The organism is Azospirillum terrae (assembly GCF_053470425.1).
This window is the reverse complement of the sequence record NZ_JBPXMR010000014.1, coordinates 76,800-94,915: the sequence shown is the minus strand read 5'-3', so window position 1 is coordinate 94,915 and position 18,116 is coordinate 76,800. Positions and strand designations below refer to the sequence as shown.

At 69.5% G+C, this 18,116-nt stretch carries 20 protein-coding genes; 7 read left to right on the top strand and 13 right to left on the bottom strand.

From position 1 onward, the window contains the following. The first annotated feature begins 73 nt into the window (after positions 1 to 73). The 3 genes from holA (at position 74) to ACSVDD_RS25180 (ending at position 2,432) form a co-directional block, all read left to right on the top strand. Positions 74 to 1,096 carry a DNA polymerase III subunit delta gene (holA, locus tag ACSVDD_RS25190; RefSeq protein ID WP_448192168.1) on the top strand — a complete coding sequence of 341 codons (1,023 nt, stop codon included), beginning with the start codon at positions 74 to 76 and terminating at the stop codon, positions 1,094 to 1,096. 63 nt (positions 1,097 to 1,159) lie between these two features. After that, on the top strand, positions 1,160 to 1,462 hold the full coding sequence (locus tag ACSVDD_RS25185; protein ID WP_448192167.1) for a hypothetical protein: 303 nt from the start codon (positions 1,160 to 1,162) through the stop codon (positions 1,460 to 1,462). A gap of 166 nt (positions 1,463 to 1,628) precedes the next feature. Further along, on the top strand, positions 1,629 to 2,432 hold the full coding sequence (locus ACSVDD_RS25180) for a DUF3108 domain-containing protein (RefSeq protein ID WP_448192166.1): 804 nt from the start codon (positions 1,629 to 1,631) through the stop codon (positions 2,430 to 2,432). A 1-nt stretch (position 2,433) separates the two neighbouring features. Here ACSVDD_RS25180 and ACSVDD_RS25175 read toward each other — a convergent pair whose 3' ends face one another. The 8 genes from ACSVDD_RS25175 to ACSVDD_RS25140 all read right to left on the bottom strand — a co-directional run bounded on the left by ACSVDD_RS25175 (position 2,434) and on the right by ACSVDD_RS25140 (position 9,446). Then, positions 2,434 to 3,090 carry a class I SAM-dependent methyltransferase gene (locus tag ACSVDD_RS25175; RefSeq protein WP_448192165.1) on the bottom strand — a complete coding sequence of 219 codons (657 nt, stop codon included), beginning with the start codon at positions 3,088 to 3,090 and terminating at the stop codon, positions 2,434 to 2,436. Positions 3,091 to 3,092: 2 nt separating this feature from the next. Further along, positions 3,093 to 3,989 carry a ParB/RepB/Spo0J family partition protein gene (locus ACSVDD_RS25170; protein ID WP_448192164.1) on the bottom strand — a complete coding sequence of 299 codons (897 nt, stop codon included), beginning with the start codon at positions 3,987 to 3,989 and terminating at the stop codon, positions 3,093 to 3,095. Next, on the bottom strand, positions 3,989 to 4,783 hold the full coding sequence (locus tag ACSVDD_RS25165) for a ParA family protein (RefSeq protein ID WP_448192163.1): 795 nt from the start codon (positions 4,781 to 4,783) through the stop codon (positions 3,989 to 3,991). Before ACSVDD_RS25165 ends, ACSVDD_RS25170 begins: the two co-directional genes overlap by 1 nt. 46 nt (positions 4,784 to 4,829) lie before the next feature. Continuing rightward, the gene (rsmG, locus tag ACSVDD_RS25160; protein ID WP_448192208.1) at positions 4,830 to 5,435 is read right to left on the bottom strand and encodes a 16S rRNA (guanine(527)-N(7))-methyltransferase RsmG; all 606 of its coding nucleotides are present in this window, start codon (positions 5,433 to 5,435) and stop codon (positions 4,830 to 4,832) included. Positions 5,436 to 5,443: 8 nt separating this feature from the next. Next, positions 5,444 to 7,309, bottom strand: a complete 1,866-nt coding sequence (gene mnmG / locus ACSVDD_RS25155) for a tRNA uridine-5-carboxymethylaminomethyl(34) synthesis enzyme MnmG (RefSeq protein WP_448192162.1) — start codon at positions 7,307 to 7,309, stop codon at positions 5,444 to 5,446. Between the two features lie 193 nt (positions 7,310 to 7,502). After that, complete coding sequence (mnmE, locus tag ACSVDD_RS25150; protein WP_448192161.1) at positions 7,503 to 8,828, bottom strand: tRNA uridine-5-carboxymethylaminomethyl(34) synthesis GTPase MnmE; 1,326 nt, start codon at positions 8,826 to 8,828, stop codon at positions 7,503 to 7,505. Position 8,829: 1 nt separating this feature from the next. Beyond that, positions 8,830 to 9,189, bottom strand: coding sequence for a (2Fe-2S) ferredoxin domain-containing protein (locus ACSVDD_RS25145; protein WP_448192160.1), 360 nt, complete (start codon positions 9,187 to 9,189; stop codon positions 8,830 to 8,832). Then, positions 9,186 to 9,446: a DUF6489 family protein gene (locus ACSVDD_RS25140; protein WP_448192159.1), complete on the bottom strand. Its 261-nt coding sequence runs from the start codon at positions 9,444 to 9,446 to the stop codon at positions 9,186 to 9,188. Before ACSVDD_RS25140 ends, ACSVDD_RS25145 begins: the two co-directional genes overlap by 4 nt. 109 nt (positions 9,447 to 9,555) lie before the next feature. Between ACSVDD_RS25140 and ACSVDD_RS25135 the strand changes: the two genes are divergently transcribed. From ACSVDD_RS25135 to ACSVDD_RS25125, 3 genes are read left to right on the top strand one after another with little or no spacing between them, the layout of a single operon-like run. Next, entirely contained in the window at positions 9,556 to 11,565 is a 2,010-nt protein-coding gene (locus ACSVDD_RS25135; protein WP_448192158.1) for a thioredoxin domain-containing protein, read from the top strand. 5 nt (positions 11,566 to 11,570) lie between these two features. After that, positions 11,571 to 12,032: a methylated-DNA--[protein]-cysteine S-methyltransferase gene (locus tag ACSVDD_RS25130; RefSeq protein WP_448192157.1), complete on the top strand. Its 462-nt coding sequence runs from the start codon at positions 11,571 to 11,573 to the stop codon at positions 12,030 to 12,032. Positions 12,033 to 12,060: 28 nt separating this feature from the next. After that, complete coding sequence (locus ACSVDD_RS25125) at positions 12,061 to 13,035, top strand: quinone oxidoreductase family protein (protein WP_448192156.1); 975 nt, start codon at positions 12,061 to 12,063, stop codon at positions 13,033 to 13,035. Between the two features lie 47 nt (positions 13,036 to 13,082). Here the strand turns inward: ACSVDD_RS25125 and dnaQ are convergent, their stop codons facing one another. Genes dnaQ through ACSVDD_RS25100 form a run of 5 tightly spaced genes read right to left on the bottom strand, consistent with a single transcriptional unit; the run spans position 13,083 to position 16,661 of the window. After that, entirely contained in the window at positions 13,083 to 13,760 is a 678-nt protein-coding gene (gene dnaQ / locus ACSVDD_RS25120; RefSeq protein WP_448192207.1) for a DNA polymerase III subunit epsilon, read from the bottom strand. A 4-nt stretch (positions 13,761 to 13,764) separates the two neighbouring features. Beyond that, positions 13,765 to 14,409 carry a dephospho-CoA kinase gene (gene coaE, locus ACSVDD_RS25115; RefSeq protein ID WP_448192155.1) on the bottom strand — a complete coding sequence of 215 codons (645 nt, stop codon included), beginning with the start codon at positions 14,407 to 14,409 and terminating at the stop codon, positions 13,765 to 13,767. Between the two features lies 1 nt (position 14,410). Further along, a complete protein-coding gene (locus ACSVDD_RS25110; protein WP_448192154.1) occupies positions 14,411 to 15,250 on the bottom strand; it encodes a shikimate dehydrogenase in 840 nt (279 codons plus the stop codon). Further along, entirely contained in the window at positions 15,247 to 15,843 is a 597-nt protein-coding gene (locus ACSVDD_RS25105) for a Maf family protein (protein ID WP_448192153.1), read from the bottom strand. The genes ACSVDD_RS25110 and ACSVDD_RS25105 overlap by 4 nt, the downstream gene beginning before the upstream one ends. Continuing rightward, the gene (locus ACSVDD_RS25100; protein ID WP_448192206.1) at positions 15,840 to 16,661 is read right to left on the bottom strand and encodes a pyruvate, water dikinase regulatory protein; all 822 of its coding nucleotides are present in this window, start codon (positions 16,659 to 16,661) and stop codon (positions 15,840 to 15,842) included. Before ACSVDD_RS25100 ends, ACSVDD_RS25105 begins: the two co-directional genes overlap by 4 nt. Before the next feature lie 429 nt (positions 16,662 to 17,090). Between ACSVDD_RS25100 and hemE the strand changes: the two genes are divergently transcribed. Further along, positions 17,091 to 18,116, top strand: coding sequence for a uroporphyrinogen decarboxylase (hemE, locus tag ACSVDD_RS25095; RefSeq protein ID WP_448192205.1), 1,026 nt, complete (start codon positions 17,091 to 17,093; stop codon positions 18,114 to 18,116).

The window sequence follows — 18,116 nt, the reverse complement described above, 5'->3', positions numbered from 1 at the left end:
GTGCCTCAATCCGTGAAATCCGTGTAGATGTTGCCCCGGTTGCGGCCGTTGGCATTCTTTCAGGCGCCCCGCCATGAAGCTCCAAGGCAGAGCCATCGACGCGTTCCTGCGGCACCCCGACCCGAAGGTCCGGGCGGTGCTGCTGTACGGCCCCGATGCCGGGCTGGTGCGCGATCGTGCCGATGGCCTCGGCAAGTCCGTCTGTCCCGACCTCAACGACCCGTTTCGCGTCGCCGATTTCCTCGGCAAGGCGCTGGTCGAGGACCCCGCCCGCCTCGCCGATGAGGCCGCCGCGCTGTCGCTGACCGGCGGTCGCCGGCTGATCCGCGTGCGCGACGCCGAGGACGTGACCACCGCCGCCTTCACCGCTTTCCTCAAGGATCTGCCGCCGGGCGACAGCCTCGTGGTGGTGGAATCCGGCGACCTGTCCAACCGCTCGCGCCTGCGCGCGCTGTTCGAGGGTGCCGAGGGTGCCGCCGCCATCCCCTGCTACGTCGAGGACGAAGCGTCGCTCGGCCGGGTGATCGCCGAGCTGCTGTCGGCGCAAGGCCTGTCGGCCGACGCGGACGCGCTGAACTTCCTCGCCGGCAACCTCGTGGGCGACCGTCTGGTCGCGCGCGGCGAGATGGAGAAGCTGGCGGTCTACATGGGCGCGGAGAAGCGCGTCACGCTGGAGCACGCCGTGGCGTGCATCGGCGACTCGGCGTCGCTCGACATGGACGAGCCGGTGTGGGCCGCTGCGGACGGCGATTTTGCCACGCTCGACCGCGCTCTGGCCCGCCTGTTCGCCGAGGGCATGAGCCCGGTGCCGATCCTGCGGACCGCGCAGCGCCACTTCCAGCGCCTGCACCTGATCGGCGCGCAGGTGGCTGCCGGCAAGTCGGCGGAGGCCGCCATCGACGCGGCGCGTCCGCCGGTGTTCTTCAAGCTGCGCCCGCGGCTGGTGGGGCAGGCCAAGCGCTGGACGCCCAATCTGGTGCGCTCGGCACTGGAACGGCTGGTCGACGCCGAGGCCGAGTGCAAGCGCACCAACATGCCCGACCAGACCATCTGCGCCCGCGTGCTGTTCCAGCTCGCCTCGCTGGCCCGGCGCTGACACGGCCGGAACGCCACTCCCATCTCGGCTGTTTTCCTCCACGACCACCAGGAGGAGAGCGTTATGAAGTCTCTGTTGACGACGGCCGCGGCAGCGGCGATTGCGCTCGGCGCCATGGCGCCGACGCACACGGCGGAAGCGAAGGGCTGTGCCAAGGGCGCTGCGGTCGGCGGCATCGCCGGTCACGAGGTCGGGTCCGAGCACGGCGTCGCCGGCGCCGCCGTCGGCTGCGCGGTCGGCCACCACGAAGCCAACAAGAAGGACAAGGAGGCCGCCAAGCAGCAGGCCGAAGCCCCGAACAGCCAGACAAACAACCAGACGAACAACCAGCCGGCGGATCAGCAGAACGGGAAGGCGAAGAAGTAGGGGACCTGAAGGGGGGCGCCGGTCACCGGCACCCCCCTTCGGCTCCCTCCGCCGTAGGCCGGCCTGGAACCTCCACGCAAATCCACGTCCGCATCACCTGAGCCTTGGCACAGAGCCCGACATGGACGATGGTCATCGCGGGAAGCGGATCACGAAGGGGAGGCGCATGCTGGCACGCTCACGCGCGGCACGGACGGCCGCGGCGATGGTTTTTGTCCTGCTCTCGGGGGCCGGCACGGCGCGCGCCGAGACCTGGGAAATGAGCTTCGAAGCGTACGGCGGCGGCCTGCCGCTGGCGACCGGGGTTCTGCACCTGACGGTGGACGGCGGCCGGCATTACGACGCGCGGCTCGAGTCGGCCAGCGCCTCGTGGTTCAACCTCCTCACCAGCTTCCGCTATGAGGCGCAAGCCATTGGCACGGTGTCCAACCCCGCCGTGGCGCCCGAGCGCTTCCGTGGCGAGCGCAACACGCGCAGCAAGCGCGACCTGACCACGCTGACCTACAGCGGCGGCACCGTCGCCGTGCATGCCGAGCCGCCGATGAACCCGGAGAAGGCCTCGCTGGTCCCCGAACCCGTGCGGCGCGGCAGCGTCGATCCGCTGAGCGCCGGCATCGGCGTGATCGTCACGGCGGGCGGTCCGGTGGCCTGCACCGGGACCTACCCGGTCTACGATGGCCGCCGCCGCTACGACATCGTCATGAAGCCGGCGGGACCGGCGGTGCTGGAAGCCTCCAAGCGCCGCATGGCGGCCGGGCCGGCACAGCGTTGCGTGGTGGCGTTGCACCCGGTGGCCGGCTTCCAGGTCGACCGCGACAAGCCCAACGCCTTCTTCGTCGAGGGCAAGGAGCGCACCGCGACCATCTGGTTCCTGCCCGTGAATGGCCGCACTATCCCCATGCAGGTCGAGGTGGAGACCGATTTCGGCAGCTTCTACGTCCACACGACCGGGTTCAAGGTGCTGCCGTAGCTCACACGACCGCACGGAACAGCGCCGCGCAGCCGACCAGTTCCACCTCGTGCCGCGCGAAGCGGGCGGCCAGCGCAGCGTCCAGCGCCTCGACGGTGTCGTCACGGTTCGAGAAGACGCCGCGGCGGTTGTAGACCTCCATCAGCCGGCGCGCCGCCGCCGAGCGCGGGGCGGACCCCTGCACCAGCGTGGCACCGAACAGCACGGCGCCGTCGTTCATCAGCGGCCGGACATGGTCGAAGGCGACCGCCTTGTCCGCCATCGGCCCCGGCACGCAGTGCAGCAGGTAAGTCATCCCCACCGAGTCGAAGCGCCGCCCGTCGAACGGGATCTCCGCCAGCACGTTGCGCTGGTGGGTCTCCGGCGCGTAGCGGGCGACGCGGGCCGAGGCCCGCTCCAGGCAGTTCGGGTTGAGGTCCATCAGCGCCAGCCGCGGGGCCGGGCAGGGGAAGCGGCAATGGTCGAGGAACCACCCCGTACCGACACCGACGTCCAGATGGTTGCCCGACACATTGGCGTCGTAATGCGCCAGCAACCGCGCCGTCGGGCACTTCCAGATCAGCGGGTTGGAAACGCCGAGGACCACCACATCGTACAGCAGCCGCAGCACCAGGCCGCTGTAGACCGCCTGTCCGGCGTGGACCGCCTCGGCGCTCACCGTTACTCGCCTTGGCCCAACCGGCGCAGCACGTCGTCGAGCTGGTCCAGCGTCTGGTAATGGATGGTGACCGAGCCGCGCTTGCCCTGCGGGGTGATGGCGACCTTCAGCCCGATCCGGGCTGAGATCTCCTCTTCGAGGTTGTGCAGGTCGACGTCCTTGGCCGGTGCCTCGCCCTTGGCCGGGCGCTTCGGCTGGGCCTCGTCGCGGCGCGCCAGCTCTTCGGTCTGACGGACGTTGAGGCCGCGCTTGATGACCTCGTGCGCCAGCAGTTCCGGGTTCTCGACGGTCAGCAGCGCACGGGCGTGCCCGGCGGTGAGCTGGCCGTTGTTGACCATGGCCTTGACCGGGTCGGGCAGGGCGAGCAGGCGCATCATGTTGGCGACGTGGCTGCGGCTCTTGCCGATCACCTTCGCCAGATCTTCCTGCGTGTGCTCGAACTCGTCCATCAGGCGGCGGTAGCCGTCCGCCTCTTCCAAGGGCGTCAGGTCGGCGCGCTGGATGTTCTCGATCAGCGCGATTTCCAGCGCCTCGCGGTCGTCCATCTCGCGCACGACCACCGGCACTTCCGGCACGCCAGCCAACTGCGCGGCGCGCCAGCGGCGCTCGCCGGCGATGATCTCGAACTGGTTGACCGCGCCGTTCGGCACGCGGCGGACCAGCAGCGGCTGCAACACGCCCTTTTCGCGCACCGACTCGACGAGGCCCTTGATGGCCTCCTCGTCGAAGCGGCGGCGCGGCTGGTAGCGGCCGGGCTGCAGGTACTCGATGGGGACCATCTTGGACAGCCGCACCTTGTCGAGCGCGGTGTAGTCCTCGGTGTCCTCACCGAACAGGGCGGAGAGGCCGCGGCCCAGGCTGCTGCGCTTGCCTTCGGAACGCTTGGGCTCGTCGTTCATCACGCCGCCAACCTCTTTTCACGGCGCAGCACTTCGCCCGCCAGATTGATGTAAGCCTGGGAACCGGGGCAGCGCAGGTCGTAGATCAGCACCGGCTTGCCGTGCGACGGCGCCTCGGAGACCTTGACGTTGCGCGGGATCACCGTGTCGAAGACCTTCTCGCCGAAGAAGCCGCGCACGTCCGCGGCGACCATGTCGGAGAGGTTGTTGCGCTTATCGAACATGGTCAGCACGACGCCGTGGATGTCCAGGTCCGGGTTGAAGGTGCGCTTCACCCGCTCGATGGTCCGCACGAGGTGGCTGAGGCCCTCCAGCGCGTAGAACTCGCACTGCAACGGCACCAGCACGGCGTTGGACGCCACCAGCGCGTTCAGCGTCAGCAGACCGAGGGCCGGCGGGCAGTCGATCAGCACGTAATCGTAGTCGAGCGCGCTGCGCGCCACCGCCTCGCGCAGGCGGAACTCGCGCTGGTCGGCGCCGACCAGTTCGATCTCCGCGCCGGACAGCTCCACCGACGAGGTGACGATCCACAGGTTCGGCACGTTCGAGGCGACGGCAGCCCGGTCGAGCGCCACGCCGTCGAACAGCACGTCGTAGATGCCGACGCTGCGCTTGGCGCGGGCGATGCCCAAGCCGGTCGAGGCGTTGCCCTGGGGGTCGAGGTCGATCACCAGAACGCGCTTGCCGATGGAGGCGAGGGCAGTGGCCAGATTGATGGCGGTGGTGGTCTTGCCGACGCCGCCCTTCTGGTTGGCGATGGCGATGACACGCGCGCCAAAATCTCTGGGGGTCATGCTGGCCTCGTGATCCTGTGATCGGGGGAAGGGATGGATCGTGGACTTAGGCACGGACGATGCCACTCAGGCGCAAAATGGAACCGCTGGGGTCGGTGACGCTGTCGAAGCGTTCGCTGCGCATCTTCCAATATTTGGTGGTACTGGTCAATTCGTCTTCCACATTTTGTCCCTTGAGGAACAAGGCGACGCCCGATTCGTCAAGGAACGGCGTGGCCCAGCCCAGCAGATCGGTGAGCGGCGCCAGGGCGCGAGCGGTCACCACGTCGGCCTGGAGGCCCTGCACCGCCTCAATCCGCTTGTTGTGCACGGTGACCGGGGCGCCGGTGGCGCGCGCCGCCTCGCGCAGGAAGGCGCACTTGCGCACGTCGCTCTCGATCAGGTGCACCGCGGGCACGCCCATGATGGCCAGCACCAGCCCCGGAAAGCCGGCGCCGCTGCCGAGATCGACGAGCACCTTGGCCGACTCGGGCAGCAGCGGGTAGAGCTGTGCCGAATCGAGGAAGTGCCGGCCCCAGGCATCGTCCAGCGTCTTCGGCCCGACCAGATTGATGGTCTTCTGCCACTTCTTCAGCAGCGCCTCGTAGACGGCCAGACGCTCCAATGTTTCACGTGAAACACCGGTGGCTTTCTGGAACCCTTCGGCATCGATCCCGCTCATCAGGCCACCTTCGCTTCGCGTCGCTTCACATGGCGGAGCAGGGCGACCAGCGCCGCCGGGGTCATGCCGGGAATCCGCGCCGCCGCACCCAGCGTCGCCGGGCGGACCTGCCGCAGCTTGGTGCGAATCTCGGTGGACAGGCTGCCGATGGCGTCCACGTCCAGATCGTCGGGCAGGTCCAGCGCCTCGTCCTTGCGGAAAGCGCGGATGTCCGCCTCCTGCCGGTCGAGGTAGCCGGCGTACTTGCCGTCGATCTCCAGCTGCTCGCCGACGTCGGAGGGGATCTCGCCGAGATCCGGCCAGACGCGGGCGAGCACCGACAGGTCGATGTCCGGGTAGCGCAGCAGGTCGGCGGCCGAGCGGCGCACCCCGTCCTGGTTCACCGCTATGCCCAGCCGCACCAGCTCGGCCGGGGTCGCCTGGAGCGCACGGATCAGCGCCCGCCCGGCGGTCAGCGCCGTCTCCTTGGCGCCGAACAGGTCGCGCCGCCGCGACCCGACGCAGCCGACGGCAAGTCCCTTCGGCGTCAGTCGTTGGTCGGCGTTGTCGGCGCGCAGCAGCAGCCGGTACTCGGCCCGCGAGGTGAACATGCGGTACGGCTCGTTGGTGCCGCGGGTGATCAGGTCGTCGATCAGCACGCCGATGTAGGCGTCGGCGCGGTCGAGCACGAAGGTCTCATCGGACCCGCTCGCGGCCAGCGCCGCGTTGATGCCGGCCATCAGCCCCTGCGCCGCCGCTTCCTCATAGCCGGTCGTGCCGTTGATCTGGCCGGCGAAGAACAGGCGCGGGGCGCGCCGGGTCTCCAGCGTCGGCTTCAGCTCGCGCGGGTCTACGTAGTCGTACTCGATGGCGTAGCCGGGGCGCAGCATGACCGCGCGCTCCAAGCCGGGCATGCTCGCCAGGATGCCGAGCTGCACGTCGCGGGGCAGGGAGGTGGAGATGCCGTTCGGGTAGACCGTGTCGTCGTCCAATCCTTCCGGTTCCAGAAAGATCTGGTGCCGATCCTTGTCGGCGAAGCGGACCACCTTGTCCTCGATGGACGGGCAGTAGCGCGGCCCGGTGCCCTGGATCTGCCCGGAGTACATCGGCGCCCGGTGCAGGTTGGTGCGGATCAGCGCGTGCGCTTCCGGTGTCGTCCAGGTGATGGCGCAGTCGACCTGCGGCGTGTCGATGCGGTCGGTCAGGTAGGAGAAGGGCGGGGGCGGGGTGTCGCCGGGCTGCTTCTCCAGCGCCGCCCAGTCGATGGTCTTGCCGTCGAGCCGCGGCGGCGTTCCGGTCTTCAGCCGGCCGAGGGTGAAGCCGAGCCGCTCCAGCGTGTCGGACAGGCCGAGCGCCGGAGCCTCGCCGACGCGGCCGGCGGGGATGGTGTCCTCGCCGATGTGGATCAGGCCGCGCAGGAAGGTGCCGGTGGTCAGCACCACGGCACCGGCACGGATCGTCTCGCCGGAGCCGGTAACCACGCCGGTGACGCGCTGGTCGGCGTCGATGATCAGGTCCTCGGCACCACCGGCCGCGATGGTCAGGTTGTCCTGCGCGGCGAGGATCGCCTGCATGGCGCGACGGTACAGCTTGCGGTCGGCCTGGGCGCGCGGGCCGCGGACAGCCGGACCCTTGGACCGATTGAGGATGCGGAACTGGATGCCGCCCGCGTCGATGGCGCGCGCCATGACACCGTCGAGCGCGTCGATCTCGCGCACGAGATGGCCCTTCGCCAACCCACCGATGGCTGGGTTGCACGACATCTCGCCGATGGTTTCGATCTTGTGGGTGAGCAGCAAGGTGCGCGCATCCATGCGCGCCGCCGCTGCCGCGGCTTCGCAGCCCGCATGGCCGCCGCCGACTACTATGACATCGAATGTCCGCATGGGCGGGAACATAGGGGAGAAGGGGGGTCGAAGGGAAGAGGAAGAAGCCCTCCCTAACCTTGTTCCAACGTCATGACCGGGCCCAGACCTGGCCATCCACGGCGAGGCGGGAGCGGGAGCGCTGCGGTGTGGATGACCGGGTCAAGCCCGGTCTTGACGGCTTGATCGCAAAGTCAGTGTTTCACGTGAAACATCACTTGCCGATGCAGAAGTCCCGGAAGATCACGTCCAGCAGATCCTCCACATCCACCCGACCGGTGATCCGCCCCAGCGCCCGGCTCGCCAGCCGCACGTCCTCCGCGGCGAGTTCCGGCAGCGGTGCGGTCAGCGCGCGGGAGAGGGCTTCACGGCACTCCTCCAGCGCGGCGCGGTGGCGGGCGCGGGTCAGCGCAGGGGCGCCGGTGCCGGCCATGCGCTCGGCACTAAACGCCGCCAAACGCTCCTCCAACTCACGCAGCCCGGCGCCGGTGCGCGCCGATACGGGGAGGGCGGGGACGCCGTCCACCTCCACGTCGCCGGCCGGTGTTACATCGGTCTTGTTCAGCACCACCACCGTGTCGGCGTCGATCAGCCCGCGGGTGGTCGCGTCGAGCGGCGCTGTCGCGTCGAACACCGCGATCTTCACGTCCGCGCGGGCGGCGCGGTCGAGGGCGCGGCGGATGCCTTCCTCCTCGATCTCATCACCCGCCGCTTCGCGCAGGCCGGCGGTGTCGGCGAGAACCACGGGGAAGCCGCCGAGGTCCAGATGCACCTCGATCACGTCGCGGGTGGTGCCGGCACGGGCCGAGACGATGGCCGCCTCGCGGCGGGCCAGGACGTTCAGCAGGCTCGACTTGCCGGCGTTCGGCGCACCGACAATGGCGATGTGCAGGCCCTCGCGCAGGCGCTCGCCGCGGCGGCCGTCCTCCAGGTGAGCCCGGATCTCGGCGGCCAGGGAGTCCAGCACCGGGCGCACGGCGTCGGCGACGCCGGTCGGCAGATCCTCGTCGGGGAAGTCGATGTCCGCCTCGATGTGCGCCAGCGCGCGGGTCAGGCGCTCGCGCCAGCCTTCATAGATGTGGCCGAGCGCGCCCTCCATCTGGCGGAGCGCCTGGCGGCGCTGGGCGCTGGTTTCGGCGTCCACCAGATCGGCAAGCCCCTCGGCGGCGGTGAGGTCGAGCTTGCCGTTCTCGAAGGCGCGGCGGGTGAACTCGCCGGGCTCGGCGACGCGTAGGCCGGGCAGGGCGCCCAGCGCCTCCACCACCCCGGCGACCACGGCTCGGCCACCATGCAGATGAAGCTCGGCCACGTCCTCGCCGGTAAAGCTACGGGGGCCGGGGAACCACAGCACCAGGGCATCGTCCAGCGCCTCCGCGGTGCGGGGGTCGCGCAGCGTGCGCAGGCTGGCAACGCGCGGACGGAACGTATCGTTTCCGGTGAACGCCTTGAGCACACTGGCTGTTTCCGGACCCGAAACGCGAACCACCGCCACACCGGCGCGGCCGGGGGCGGTGGCGAGGGCAAAAATCGTTTCGGTCACGTTACGCGCGCTGCTCGGGGCGCAGCTCCCTCTGGTCGGGCTGGAGCATCAGGCGCTCGACCCGGCCGCCCTCGACGATATGGGTTTGCAGGATCTCGTCCACGTCGGCCGGGGAGTGGTAGGTGTACCAGACCCCCTCGGGGTAGATGACCATGGTCGGCCCGAACTCGCAGCGGTCGAGGCAGCCGGCTGAATTGATGCGGATGCGCGGCTCAAGGCCCAGCTCCTTGGAGCGGGCTTTCATGTACTCGCGCAGCTTCTCGGAACCCTTCTCGGCGCAGCTGCCGCGCTTGTGCCCGTCGGGGCGGCGGTTGGTGCAGGCGAAAACATGCGCTTCAAAGTACGGCTTAGGATCGCTCACTTCTTTCCGTCCCCTCCACCGGCACCCATGGCCGAGGCCATCTGGGTCCAAAACATCTTCTGGATCTGTTCAAAGCCCTGGATGCCGGCCGGCAGCCACGTCTTCAGCGCGGTTTCCGGGTCCATGGCGTGCAGGCCGGCGATGGTGCGGTCCTGCACCTCGCGCATCAGAACTTCCTGCATGGGCTTGACGTCCGGCAGGCCGAGGAAGGTTCGGGCCTCCTCCGGCGTGCAGTCCACATCTATGGTGATTTTCATCGAGCCTGTCCTCTGGTTGGCCCACAGTTCACTATACAGATAGGAAGCCCTGGCGCAACGCCACGCCCGCGCCATCCTTAGTGGCAGACGCACTGCCGGAAAGCCGCCGATGTCCGCCAACCTTCTCGACCGGGAAACCAGCCCGTACCTGCTCCAGCACAAGGACAATCCCGTCCACTGGATGGCTTGGGGGCCGGACGCCTTCGCCCGCGCCAGGGCGGAGGGAAAGCCGATCCTGCTGTCGGTCGGCTACGCCGCCTGCCACTGGTGCCATGTGATGGCGCACGAGAGTTTTGAAAACCCCGCCATCGCCGCGGTGATGAACGAGCTGTTCGTCTGCATCAAGGTGGATCGCGAGGAGCGGCCGGACGTCGACCACATCTACCAGAACGCGCTGGCGCTGCTGGGGCAACAGGGCGGCTGGCCGCTGACCATGTTCCTGACGCCGGACGGCGAGCCGTTCTGGGGCGGCACCTACTTCCCGCCGACCGCGCGCTATGGCCGGCCGGGGTTCGAGGAGGCGCTGCGCGGGGTGGACGCGGTGTATCGGCGCGAGCCGGAGAAGATCCGCGGCAACGTCACGTCGCTGAAGATCGCGCTGGCCCAGCTCGGCCAGAACCGGCCGGGGCAGGGCGTCGAGCCGGCGATGCTCGATCAGGTGGCCGAGCGCCTGGTCCGAGAGATGGACCCCGCGCACGGCGGCATCGGCCACGCGCCGAAGTTCCCGCAGGTTTCCATCTTCGAGCTGCTGTGGCGGGCCTGGAAGCGCAGCGGCAACACGCCCTGCCGCGAGGCGGTGATGACCACGCTGACCCACATGAGCCAGGGCGGCATCTACGACCATCTCGGCGGCGGCTTCGCCCGCTACTCGGTGGACGAGGCGTGGCTGGTGCCGCACTTCGAGAAGATGCTGTACGACAACGCGCAGCTCATCGACCTGCTGACCCTGGTCTGGCAGGAAACGCGTGAGCCGCTGTTCGCCGCCCGTGTGCGCGAGACCGCCGCCTGGGTGCTGCGCGAGATGGTCGCCGAGGGCGGCGGCTTCGCGGCCACGCTGGACGCCGACAGCGAGGGCGAGGAAGGCAAGTTCTACGTCTGGCACGCGGCGGAGATCGACGATCTGCTGGGAACGGATTCGGCGCTGTTCAAGCGCTGGTACGGGGTGACGGCGCAGGGCAACTTCGAGGGAGCGACGATCCTCAACCGGCTGCACCCGCTGGAGATGGCCGACCTGGAGACGGAGATCAAACTGGCCGAACTGAGGCGCGTGCTGTTCGAGGCGCGCAAGGCGCGGGTCCGGCCGGGCTGGGACGACAAGGTCCTGGCGGACTGGAACGGGCTGATGATCGCGGCGCTGGCCAACGCCGGCATGGTGTTCGAGGAGCCGGCGTGGATCGCCGCCGCCCATCGTGCCTTCACCTTCGTGCGCGACCGCATGACCAAAGACGGGCGGTTGGGGCACAGCTTCCGGGCCGGGCAGCTCAAGCACGCCGCCACGCTGGACGACTATGCCAACATGGCGCGCGCCGCGCTGGCGCTGCACGAGGCGACCGGCGACACGGCGGCGATGGAGCAGGCGCGGGCGTGGGTCGCGGTGGTCGACAAGCATTATTGGGACCGGGGGGCGGGGGGCTATTTCTTCACCGCCGACGACGCCAGCGACCTGATCCTCCGCACCAAGAGCGCCTACGACGCCGCCACGCCGAGCGGCAACGGCACCATGGCCGGCGTGCTGGCGCGCCTGCACCTGCTGACCGGGGAGGATGCCTACCGGCAGCGCGCCGAGGCCATCGTCACCGCCTTCTCCGGTGAGCTGTCGCGCAACTTCTTCCCGCTGGCGACCTTGCTGAACATGGTCGAGCTGGTGCACGATCCGGTGCAGGTGGTGCTGGTCGGCGACGCGGCCGAGACGCACGCCATGCGCCGGGTGGTGCTCGACCGCTCGCTGCCGAACCGGGTGCTGACGTTCGTGCCGCCGGGCGCGGACCTGCCGCCCAGCCATCCGGCGCACGGCAAGGGCGCCATCGGCGACGCCGCCACCGCCTACGTCTGCGCCGGTATGACCTGCTCGCCGCCGGTCACCGATCCGCACGCTCTCGCTCAGCTCCTCGACCGGTGACCGCCATGCCCAGCCTGACCATTCCAAGCCCGCTCGGCCCTCTGACCCTCAGCAGCACCGGCGGGGCGCTGACCGCGCTGGACTGGCGCGACGGGCCAACCGAGGGGGCGGACGCGGTGCTGGACGAGGCGGCCCGGCAGCTCGGCGACTATTTCGCCGGACGGCGGAGCGTGTTCGATTTGCCCATGCGGCCGGCCGGGACGGCGTTCCAGCAGCGGGTGTGGGAGCTGATGACGCGCATCCCCTATGGCGAGACGCTGACCTATGGCGCCATGGCGCAACAGCTGGGCTCGGCGGCGCGGGCGGTCGGCGGGGCCTGTGGGCGCAACCCGCTGCCGATCCTCATCCCGTGCCACCGGGTGGTCGGCGGCGGCGGGACGTCCGGCGGCTATTCGGGCCTGGGCGGGGTCGAGACGAAGGCGTGGCTGCTCGGCCACGAGCGGCGCATGGCGCTGGTGCTTTCGTAAGAAACGGACATCGAGGGAAGGGAGTCACATGGTTCACGCGATCCGCATCCACGAGTACGGCGGCCCCGAGGTCATGCGCTGGGAGGAGGTCCAGGTCGGCGACCCCGGCCCCGGCGAGGTCCGGCTGAAGCAGACGGCGGTCGGCCTGAACTACATCGACACCTACCACCGGACCGGCGCCTACAAGCTGCCGCAGCTCCCGGCCATCATCGGCGCGGCGGCGGCCGGCGTGGTCGAGGCGGTCGGGCCGAACGTCACCGAGCTGAAGGCCGGCGACCGCGTCGCCTACGCGCCGGGCGTCGGCGCCTACACCCAGGCCCGCGTCATGCCGGCCGAGCGGCTGGTGCCGCTGCCGAGCTGGATCACCGAGGAGCAGGCCGCCGGCATGATGCTGCAAGGCATGACGGCGCAGTATCTGCTGCGCTCCACCTACCGGGTGCAGCCGGGCGAGACCATCCTGGTGCACGCGGCGGCCGGGGCGGTCGGGCTGATCCTCTGCCAGTGGGCCAAGCATCTGGGCGCCACGGTGATCGGCACGGTCAGCAGCGACGAGAAGGCGGACCTTGCCAGGGCGCACGGCTGCGACCATCCGATCATCTACACCCGCGAGGATTTCGTGGCGCGGGTCAAGGAGATCACCGGCGGGCAGGGGGTTCCGGTGGTCTATGACGGCGTCGGCAAGACAACGTTCATGCAGAGCCTGGATTGCCTGCGGCCACGCGGCTTCATGGTGCTGTTCGGCGCGGCGTCGGGGCCGGTGCCGCCGCTGGACCTGGGCGTCCTGGCGACCAAGGGGTCGCTGTACGTGACGCGCCCGACGCTGTTCACGTACGTCGCCAAGCGCGACGATCTGATGTCGAGCGCGGCGGACCTGTTCGAGGTGGTGCACGCGGGCGGGGTGACGATCGAGGTGCGGCAGAGTTATCCGCTGCGGGACGCGGAGCAGGCGCACCGGGCGCTGGAGTCGCGGCAGACGACGGGGTCTACGGTGTTGATTCCCTGAAGCCCTGAAGCCCTCCCCCAGCCCCGCTGGGGGAGGGCTTTTGTATCCTACTCCTCCGCCCACACCGCGTTCTTGATCTTCCCGACCATCTCTGCATGCGCGGCCAGTTCCGCCTCGCTGGGCAGGTGCACACGGGCCTCGCGATAGGGCCGCTCGATGGCGATGTGCGTTCCGCCGCTCTTGCCTGTCGGGCCGCCGGCCAGCGCAAGGCCGGCCTGCCGGCCGCCCATCAGCTCCAGATAGACCTCGCCCAGCAACTGGGCGTCGAGCAGCGCGCCGTGGAAAGTGCGGCTGGAGTTGTCGATGCCGAAGCGTTTGCAAAGCGCGTCGAGGGTCGCCGGTGAGCCGGGGAAGCGCTGGCGCACCATCATCAGCGTGTCGAGCGCCGTGTTCTTCAGCGCCGGGAATCCGGCCCACTTCAACTCGGCGTTCAGGAAGGCCATGTCGAACGCGGCGTTGTGGATGACCAGCGGCGAATCGCCGATGAACTCCAGGAACTCAGCCACGACCTCGGTGAACAGCGGCTTGTCGGCGAGGAACTCGTCGGTCAGGCCGTGCACCGCGCTGGCCTCCGGCGGCACCGGGCGCATGGGGTTGATGTAGACGTGGAACTTGCCGCCCGTCGCCACGTGGTTGATCAGCTCGACACAGCCGATTTCCACCAGCCGGTGGCCCTCGTCGGGCTTGAAGCCGGTGGTCTCGGTGTCGAGGACGATCTCGCGCACGGTCTCAGCCATGAATGCTGTCTCCGGGATAGAACCCGCGCGGCGGCCAGTGCCGCGCCGGAATCCGTTTCGCTTTGGTAATTATTTCTCGCAGAGCCCTTCGCGTTGCTCGACGGCCGTCGCCGGTGTTGACGACGAAATCGGCACGCCGGCGCTTCTCCGCGTCGGGCATCTGGCGCAGCAGGATACCCGCGAACTTCTCCGGCGTCATGCCCGGCCGCGCCAGCACGCGGGCTTTCTGCACGGCGAAGGGGGCGGTCACGACGATGGTATGGTCCACCCGGCGCTGGCCGCCGGTCTCGAACAGCAGGGGAATGTCCAGGCAGGCCACCCGCACGCCGCGTCGGGCGGCTTGGTGCAGGAAGGCGCGTTGCGCGGCCTGAACGCGCGGGTGCAGGATGGCCTCCAGAATCTTGAGGGCGGCCGGGTTGCCGAACACGGCGGCGCCCAGCGCCCGGCGGTCCACCGCTCCGTTCACCACCACGCCGGGGAAAGCCGCGTCGATAGCCGTGACCGCAGCGCCGCCCTTGGCAAGCAGCCGGTGGACGACGGCGTCGGAGTCGCAGACGGGGACGCCCATGCGCTTCAGCATCCGCGCCGCGGTGCTCTTGCCCATGCCGATGGAGCCGGTGAGGCCGAGGATCACCATGTCAGATGCCCAACACGAACCGCCGCAGTTCCTCGGTCACCTCCGGCTCGACGCCGAACCATGCGGCGAAGCCGGGGCGCGCCTGGTGCAGCAGCATGCCGATGCCGTCCACCACCCGGTTGCCGCGCGCCTGCGCGGCCTCCAACAAGGGAGTCATCAGCGGCGTGTAGACGATGTCGGTCACCACGGCGTCGGCGGCAAGGTGCGTGAGGTCGAGGTCCAGCGGAGGCTGGCCGTGCATGCCCTGCGTCGTGGTGTTCACCACCAGGGCGGCGTCGGCCAACAGTGTTTCACGTGAAACCCAATCGGCGACACGCACGCCGGTACCGAGGTCGGACGCCAGCCGCTCGGCCCGCTCGCGGGTGCGGTTGACCAGCCGGACCTCCGGCGCGCCGTCGTCGATCAACGCGGCGACGATGGCGCGCGCCGCGCCGCCGGCCCCGAGCACCACCGCTGGCCCGGCGCTCGCGGTCCAGCCCGGCGCGCCGGCCTTGAGGTTCTCCAGGAAACCGAAGCCGTCGGTGTTGCGGCCTTCCAGCGTGCCGTCGTCCAGCACGACGATGGTGTTCACCGCACCGGCGCGGCGGGCGCTGTCGTCCAGCCGGTCCACCGTCGCGGCGGCGACCTCCTTGTGCGGGACGGTGACGTTGCAGCCGCGGAAGCCCAGAGCGGGCAGGGCACGGATCGCCTCGGCCGCGCGCTCGGGCGGCACCGCCAGCGGTACGTAGGCGCCGTCCACCCCGTACTGCTCCAGCCAGAAGCCGTGCAGGCGCGGCGAGCGCGAATGCCCGACCGGCCAGCCCATGACGCCGGCCAGCTTGGCCTTGCCGCTGATGATCATGCCGTAAGAACCCCGTGGTCGCGCAGGAAGCCGAGGACGGGCAGCAACGGCAGCCCGAGGATGGTGAAAAAGTCGCCCTCGACCCGTTCGAACAGCTGCGCGCCCAAACCTTCCAGATGGTAGACGCCGACCGAGCGCAGCACGTCGTCGCCGGCCCGGTCGAGATAGGTTTCCAGGAAGGCGTCACTGAGCGGCCGCATGGTCAGGGCGGCGGCGTCCACCGTCTCCCACAGCCGGGTGCCGTCGCGCACCACCACGGCGGCGCTGACCAGCCGGTGGGTGCGGCCCCGCAGGATGGCGAGGTGAGCCGCGGCGCGCGCCCGGTCCTCGGGCTTGTCGAACCACGCCCCGTCGCACTCCAGCATCTGGTCGGCGCCAAGCACCAGCGCGCCGGGGTGGCGCAGCGAGACGGCGTGCGCCTTGCGCTCGGCCAGAATATCGGCGGTCGCCTCGACGCTGGCGCCGGCCGCGCGGCATTCGTGCTTGATCGCCTCCTCGTCGATACCCGCCGGGTCACAGGTCACCGACACCCCGGCGCGCTCCAGCATCGCCGCGCGGGCGCGCGAGGCCGAGGCGAGGATCAGCGCGCTCACGAGCCGCCGCCCGCTTGGCGCCGGGCCAGCAGCATCATGATCTCGGCCGCGGTCTCCTCGATGGAGCGGCGCGACACGTCAATCACCGGCCAGCCGTTGCGGCTGAACATGCGGCGCGCCTCGGTGACCTCTTGCCGGACGATCTCGGGATCGACGTAGGTCGAGGTCTCGCCCTGGTTCAGCAGCTTCAGCCGGTTGCGGCGGATCTGGATCAGGCGGTCGGGGTCCTTGGTCAGACCGACCATCAGCGGACGGGTCAGTTTCGCCAGCTCCGGCGGCAGGGGGCAGCCGGGCACGATGGGGATGTTGGCCGCCTTGACGCCGCGGTTCGCCAGATAGATGCAGGTCGGCGTCTTCGACGTGCGCGAGACGCCCATCAGCACCACGTCCGCCTCGTGCAGATCCCAGCCGGACTGGCCGTCGTCGTGCGACAGGGCGAATTCCATGGCGTCCATGCGGCCGAAATACTCGGCGTCCAGCGCGTGCTGGCGTCCGGGCTGGCGCTGCGACTCCAGGCCGAGGTAGGCGGCCAGCGCGTTGATCAGGGGATCGAGCACGGGGATGCAGGGCACCTGCAACTCGCGGCAGAAATCCTGCAACTTGCGGCGCAGCCCCTCGTCCACCAGCGTGAACATGACGAGGCCGGGGTTGGCGCGGACCGCCTCCAGCACCAGTTCGAGCTGGCGCTCGGTGCGCACGAGGTTCCAGAAGTGCTCGATGGGCCGCACCTGGTCGAACTGGATCACGCAGGCGCGCGCGACGCTGTTGATCGTCTCACCGGTCGCGTCGGAAACCAGGTGTAGGTGAAATTCTTTCATCATCCCCAACATTCTGTGGAGAACTGGGCGCAAACCTGTGGACATCGGTCCACGGTCCATTCCATCCCCGTCCGCGGACTCCCCGCCCCCTGTTCGGCACCCACCGGGACAACTCGGCCGACCGGTTCGGAAGATGGGAACAGCCGGTCCCGGAGCGACACTTTATCCCCAGGACTCCCAGTGTTCCAGTGCCAGCGTTTCCCGGCGGTCGCGCGGAGTCGTACCTTAGTCCTCCACACCATGGCCCCCAGGGTGTTTTTCGCTCCGCCGGGCCTGTGGATGAATCCGGGGTCAGCCGGGATCACCGTTATCCACAGGCATCCACACCCTCTACCTTCTCTTTCAATAAGAATCATAGTTAGATAGAGGTGATGAGTGACGACCCGCTTTGCGAAGGGATAGCTATCGGTGCCGGACGTTCGTAAGCCCATGCTTGCCACGCTCAAGGGCGAGGCCTGCCAATCACCGCCGTTCTGGCTGATGCGCCAAGCCGGCCGTTATCTGCCGGAGTACCGGGAGCTGCGCGCCAAGGCGGGGTCGTTCCTCGACCTGTGCTACAACCCGGAATTCGCCACCGAGGTGACGCTCCAGCCGATCCGCCGCTATGGCATGGACGCGGCGATCCTGTTCTCGGACATCCTGGTGGTGCCGCACGCGCTGGGCCAGCCACTGGACTATCTGGAAGGCGAGGGGCCGAAGCTCGGTCCCGTCCGCAGCGCCGAGGCGATGAAGCGGCTGTCGCGCGAGAAATTCCACGAGCGGCTGGCGCCGGTCTACGAGACGGTCCGCCGCCTGTCGAAGGCGCTGCCGCCGGAGGTGACGCTGATCGGCTTTGCGGGTTCGCCGTGGACGGTCGCCACCTACATGGTGGAGGGCGGCGGCAGCAAGGAATTCGCCCACATCAAGACCTGGGCCTACAGCGACCCGGTCGGGTTCGGCGCGCTGATCGACCTGCTGGTCGAGGTGACCGCCGATTACCTGATCGCGCAGATCGATGCGGGAGCCGAGGTGGTGCAGCTGTTCGACAGTTGGGCCGGCGTGCTGCCGGTGGGCGCCTTCCGCCGCTACGTCATCGAGCCGACGCGGCGCATTGTCGCGCTCATCAAGGCCAAGCACCCGAACACGCCGGTGATCGGCTTCCCGCGCGGCGCCGGGCTGCTGTACGAGGATTACGTCGGCGAGAGCGGCGTCGACGCCGTCGGGCTCGACACCACGGTGCCGCCGGTGTGGGCGGCGCGGACGTTGCAGCCGCGGCTGCCGGTGCAGGGTAACCTCGACCCGATCATGCTGGTGGCGGGCGGCGACGCCCAACGCAAGGCGGTGGACGAGATCCTCGAGGCGCTGGCCGGCCGGCCGTTCGTCTTCAACCTCGGCCACGGCATCACCCAGCAGACCCCGCCGGAGCACGTGGCCCAGCTGTCCAGGCAGATCAAGGCGTGGCCGGGGCGGGGGTAG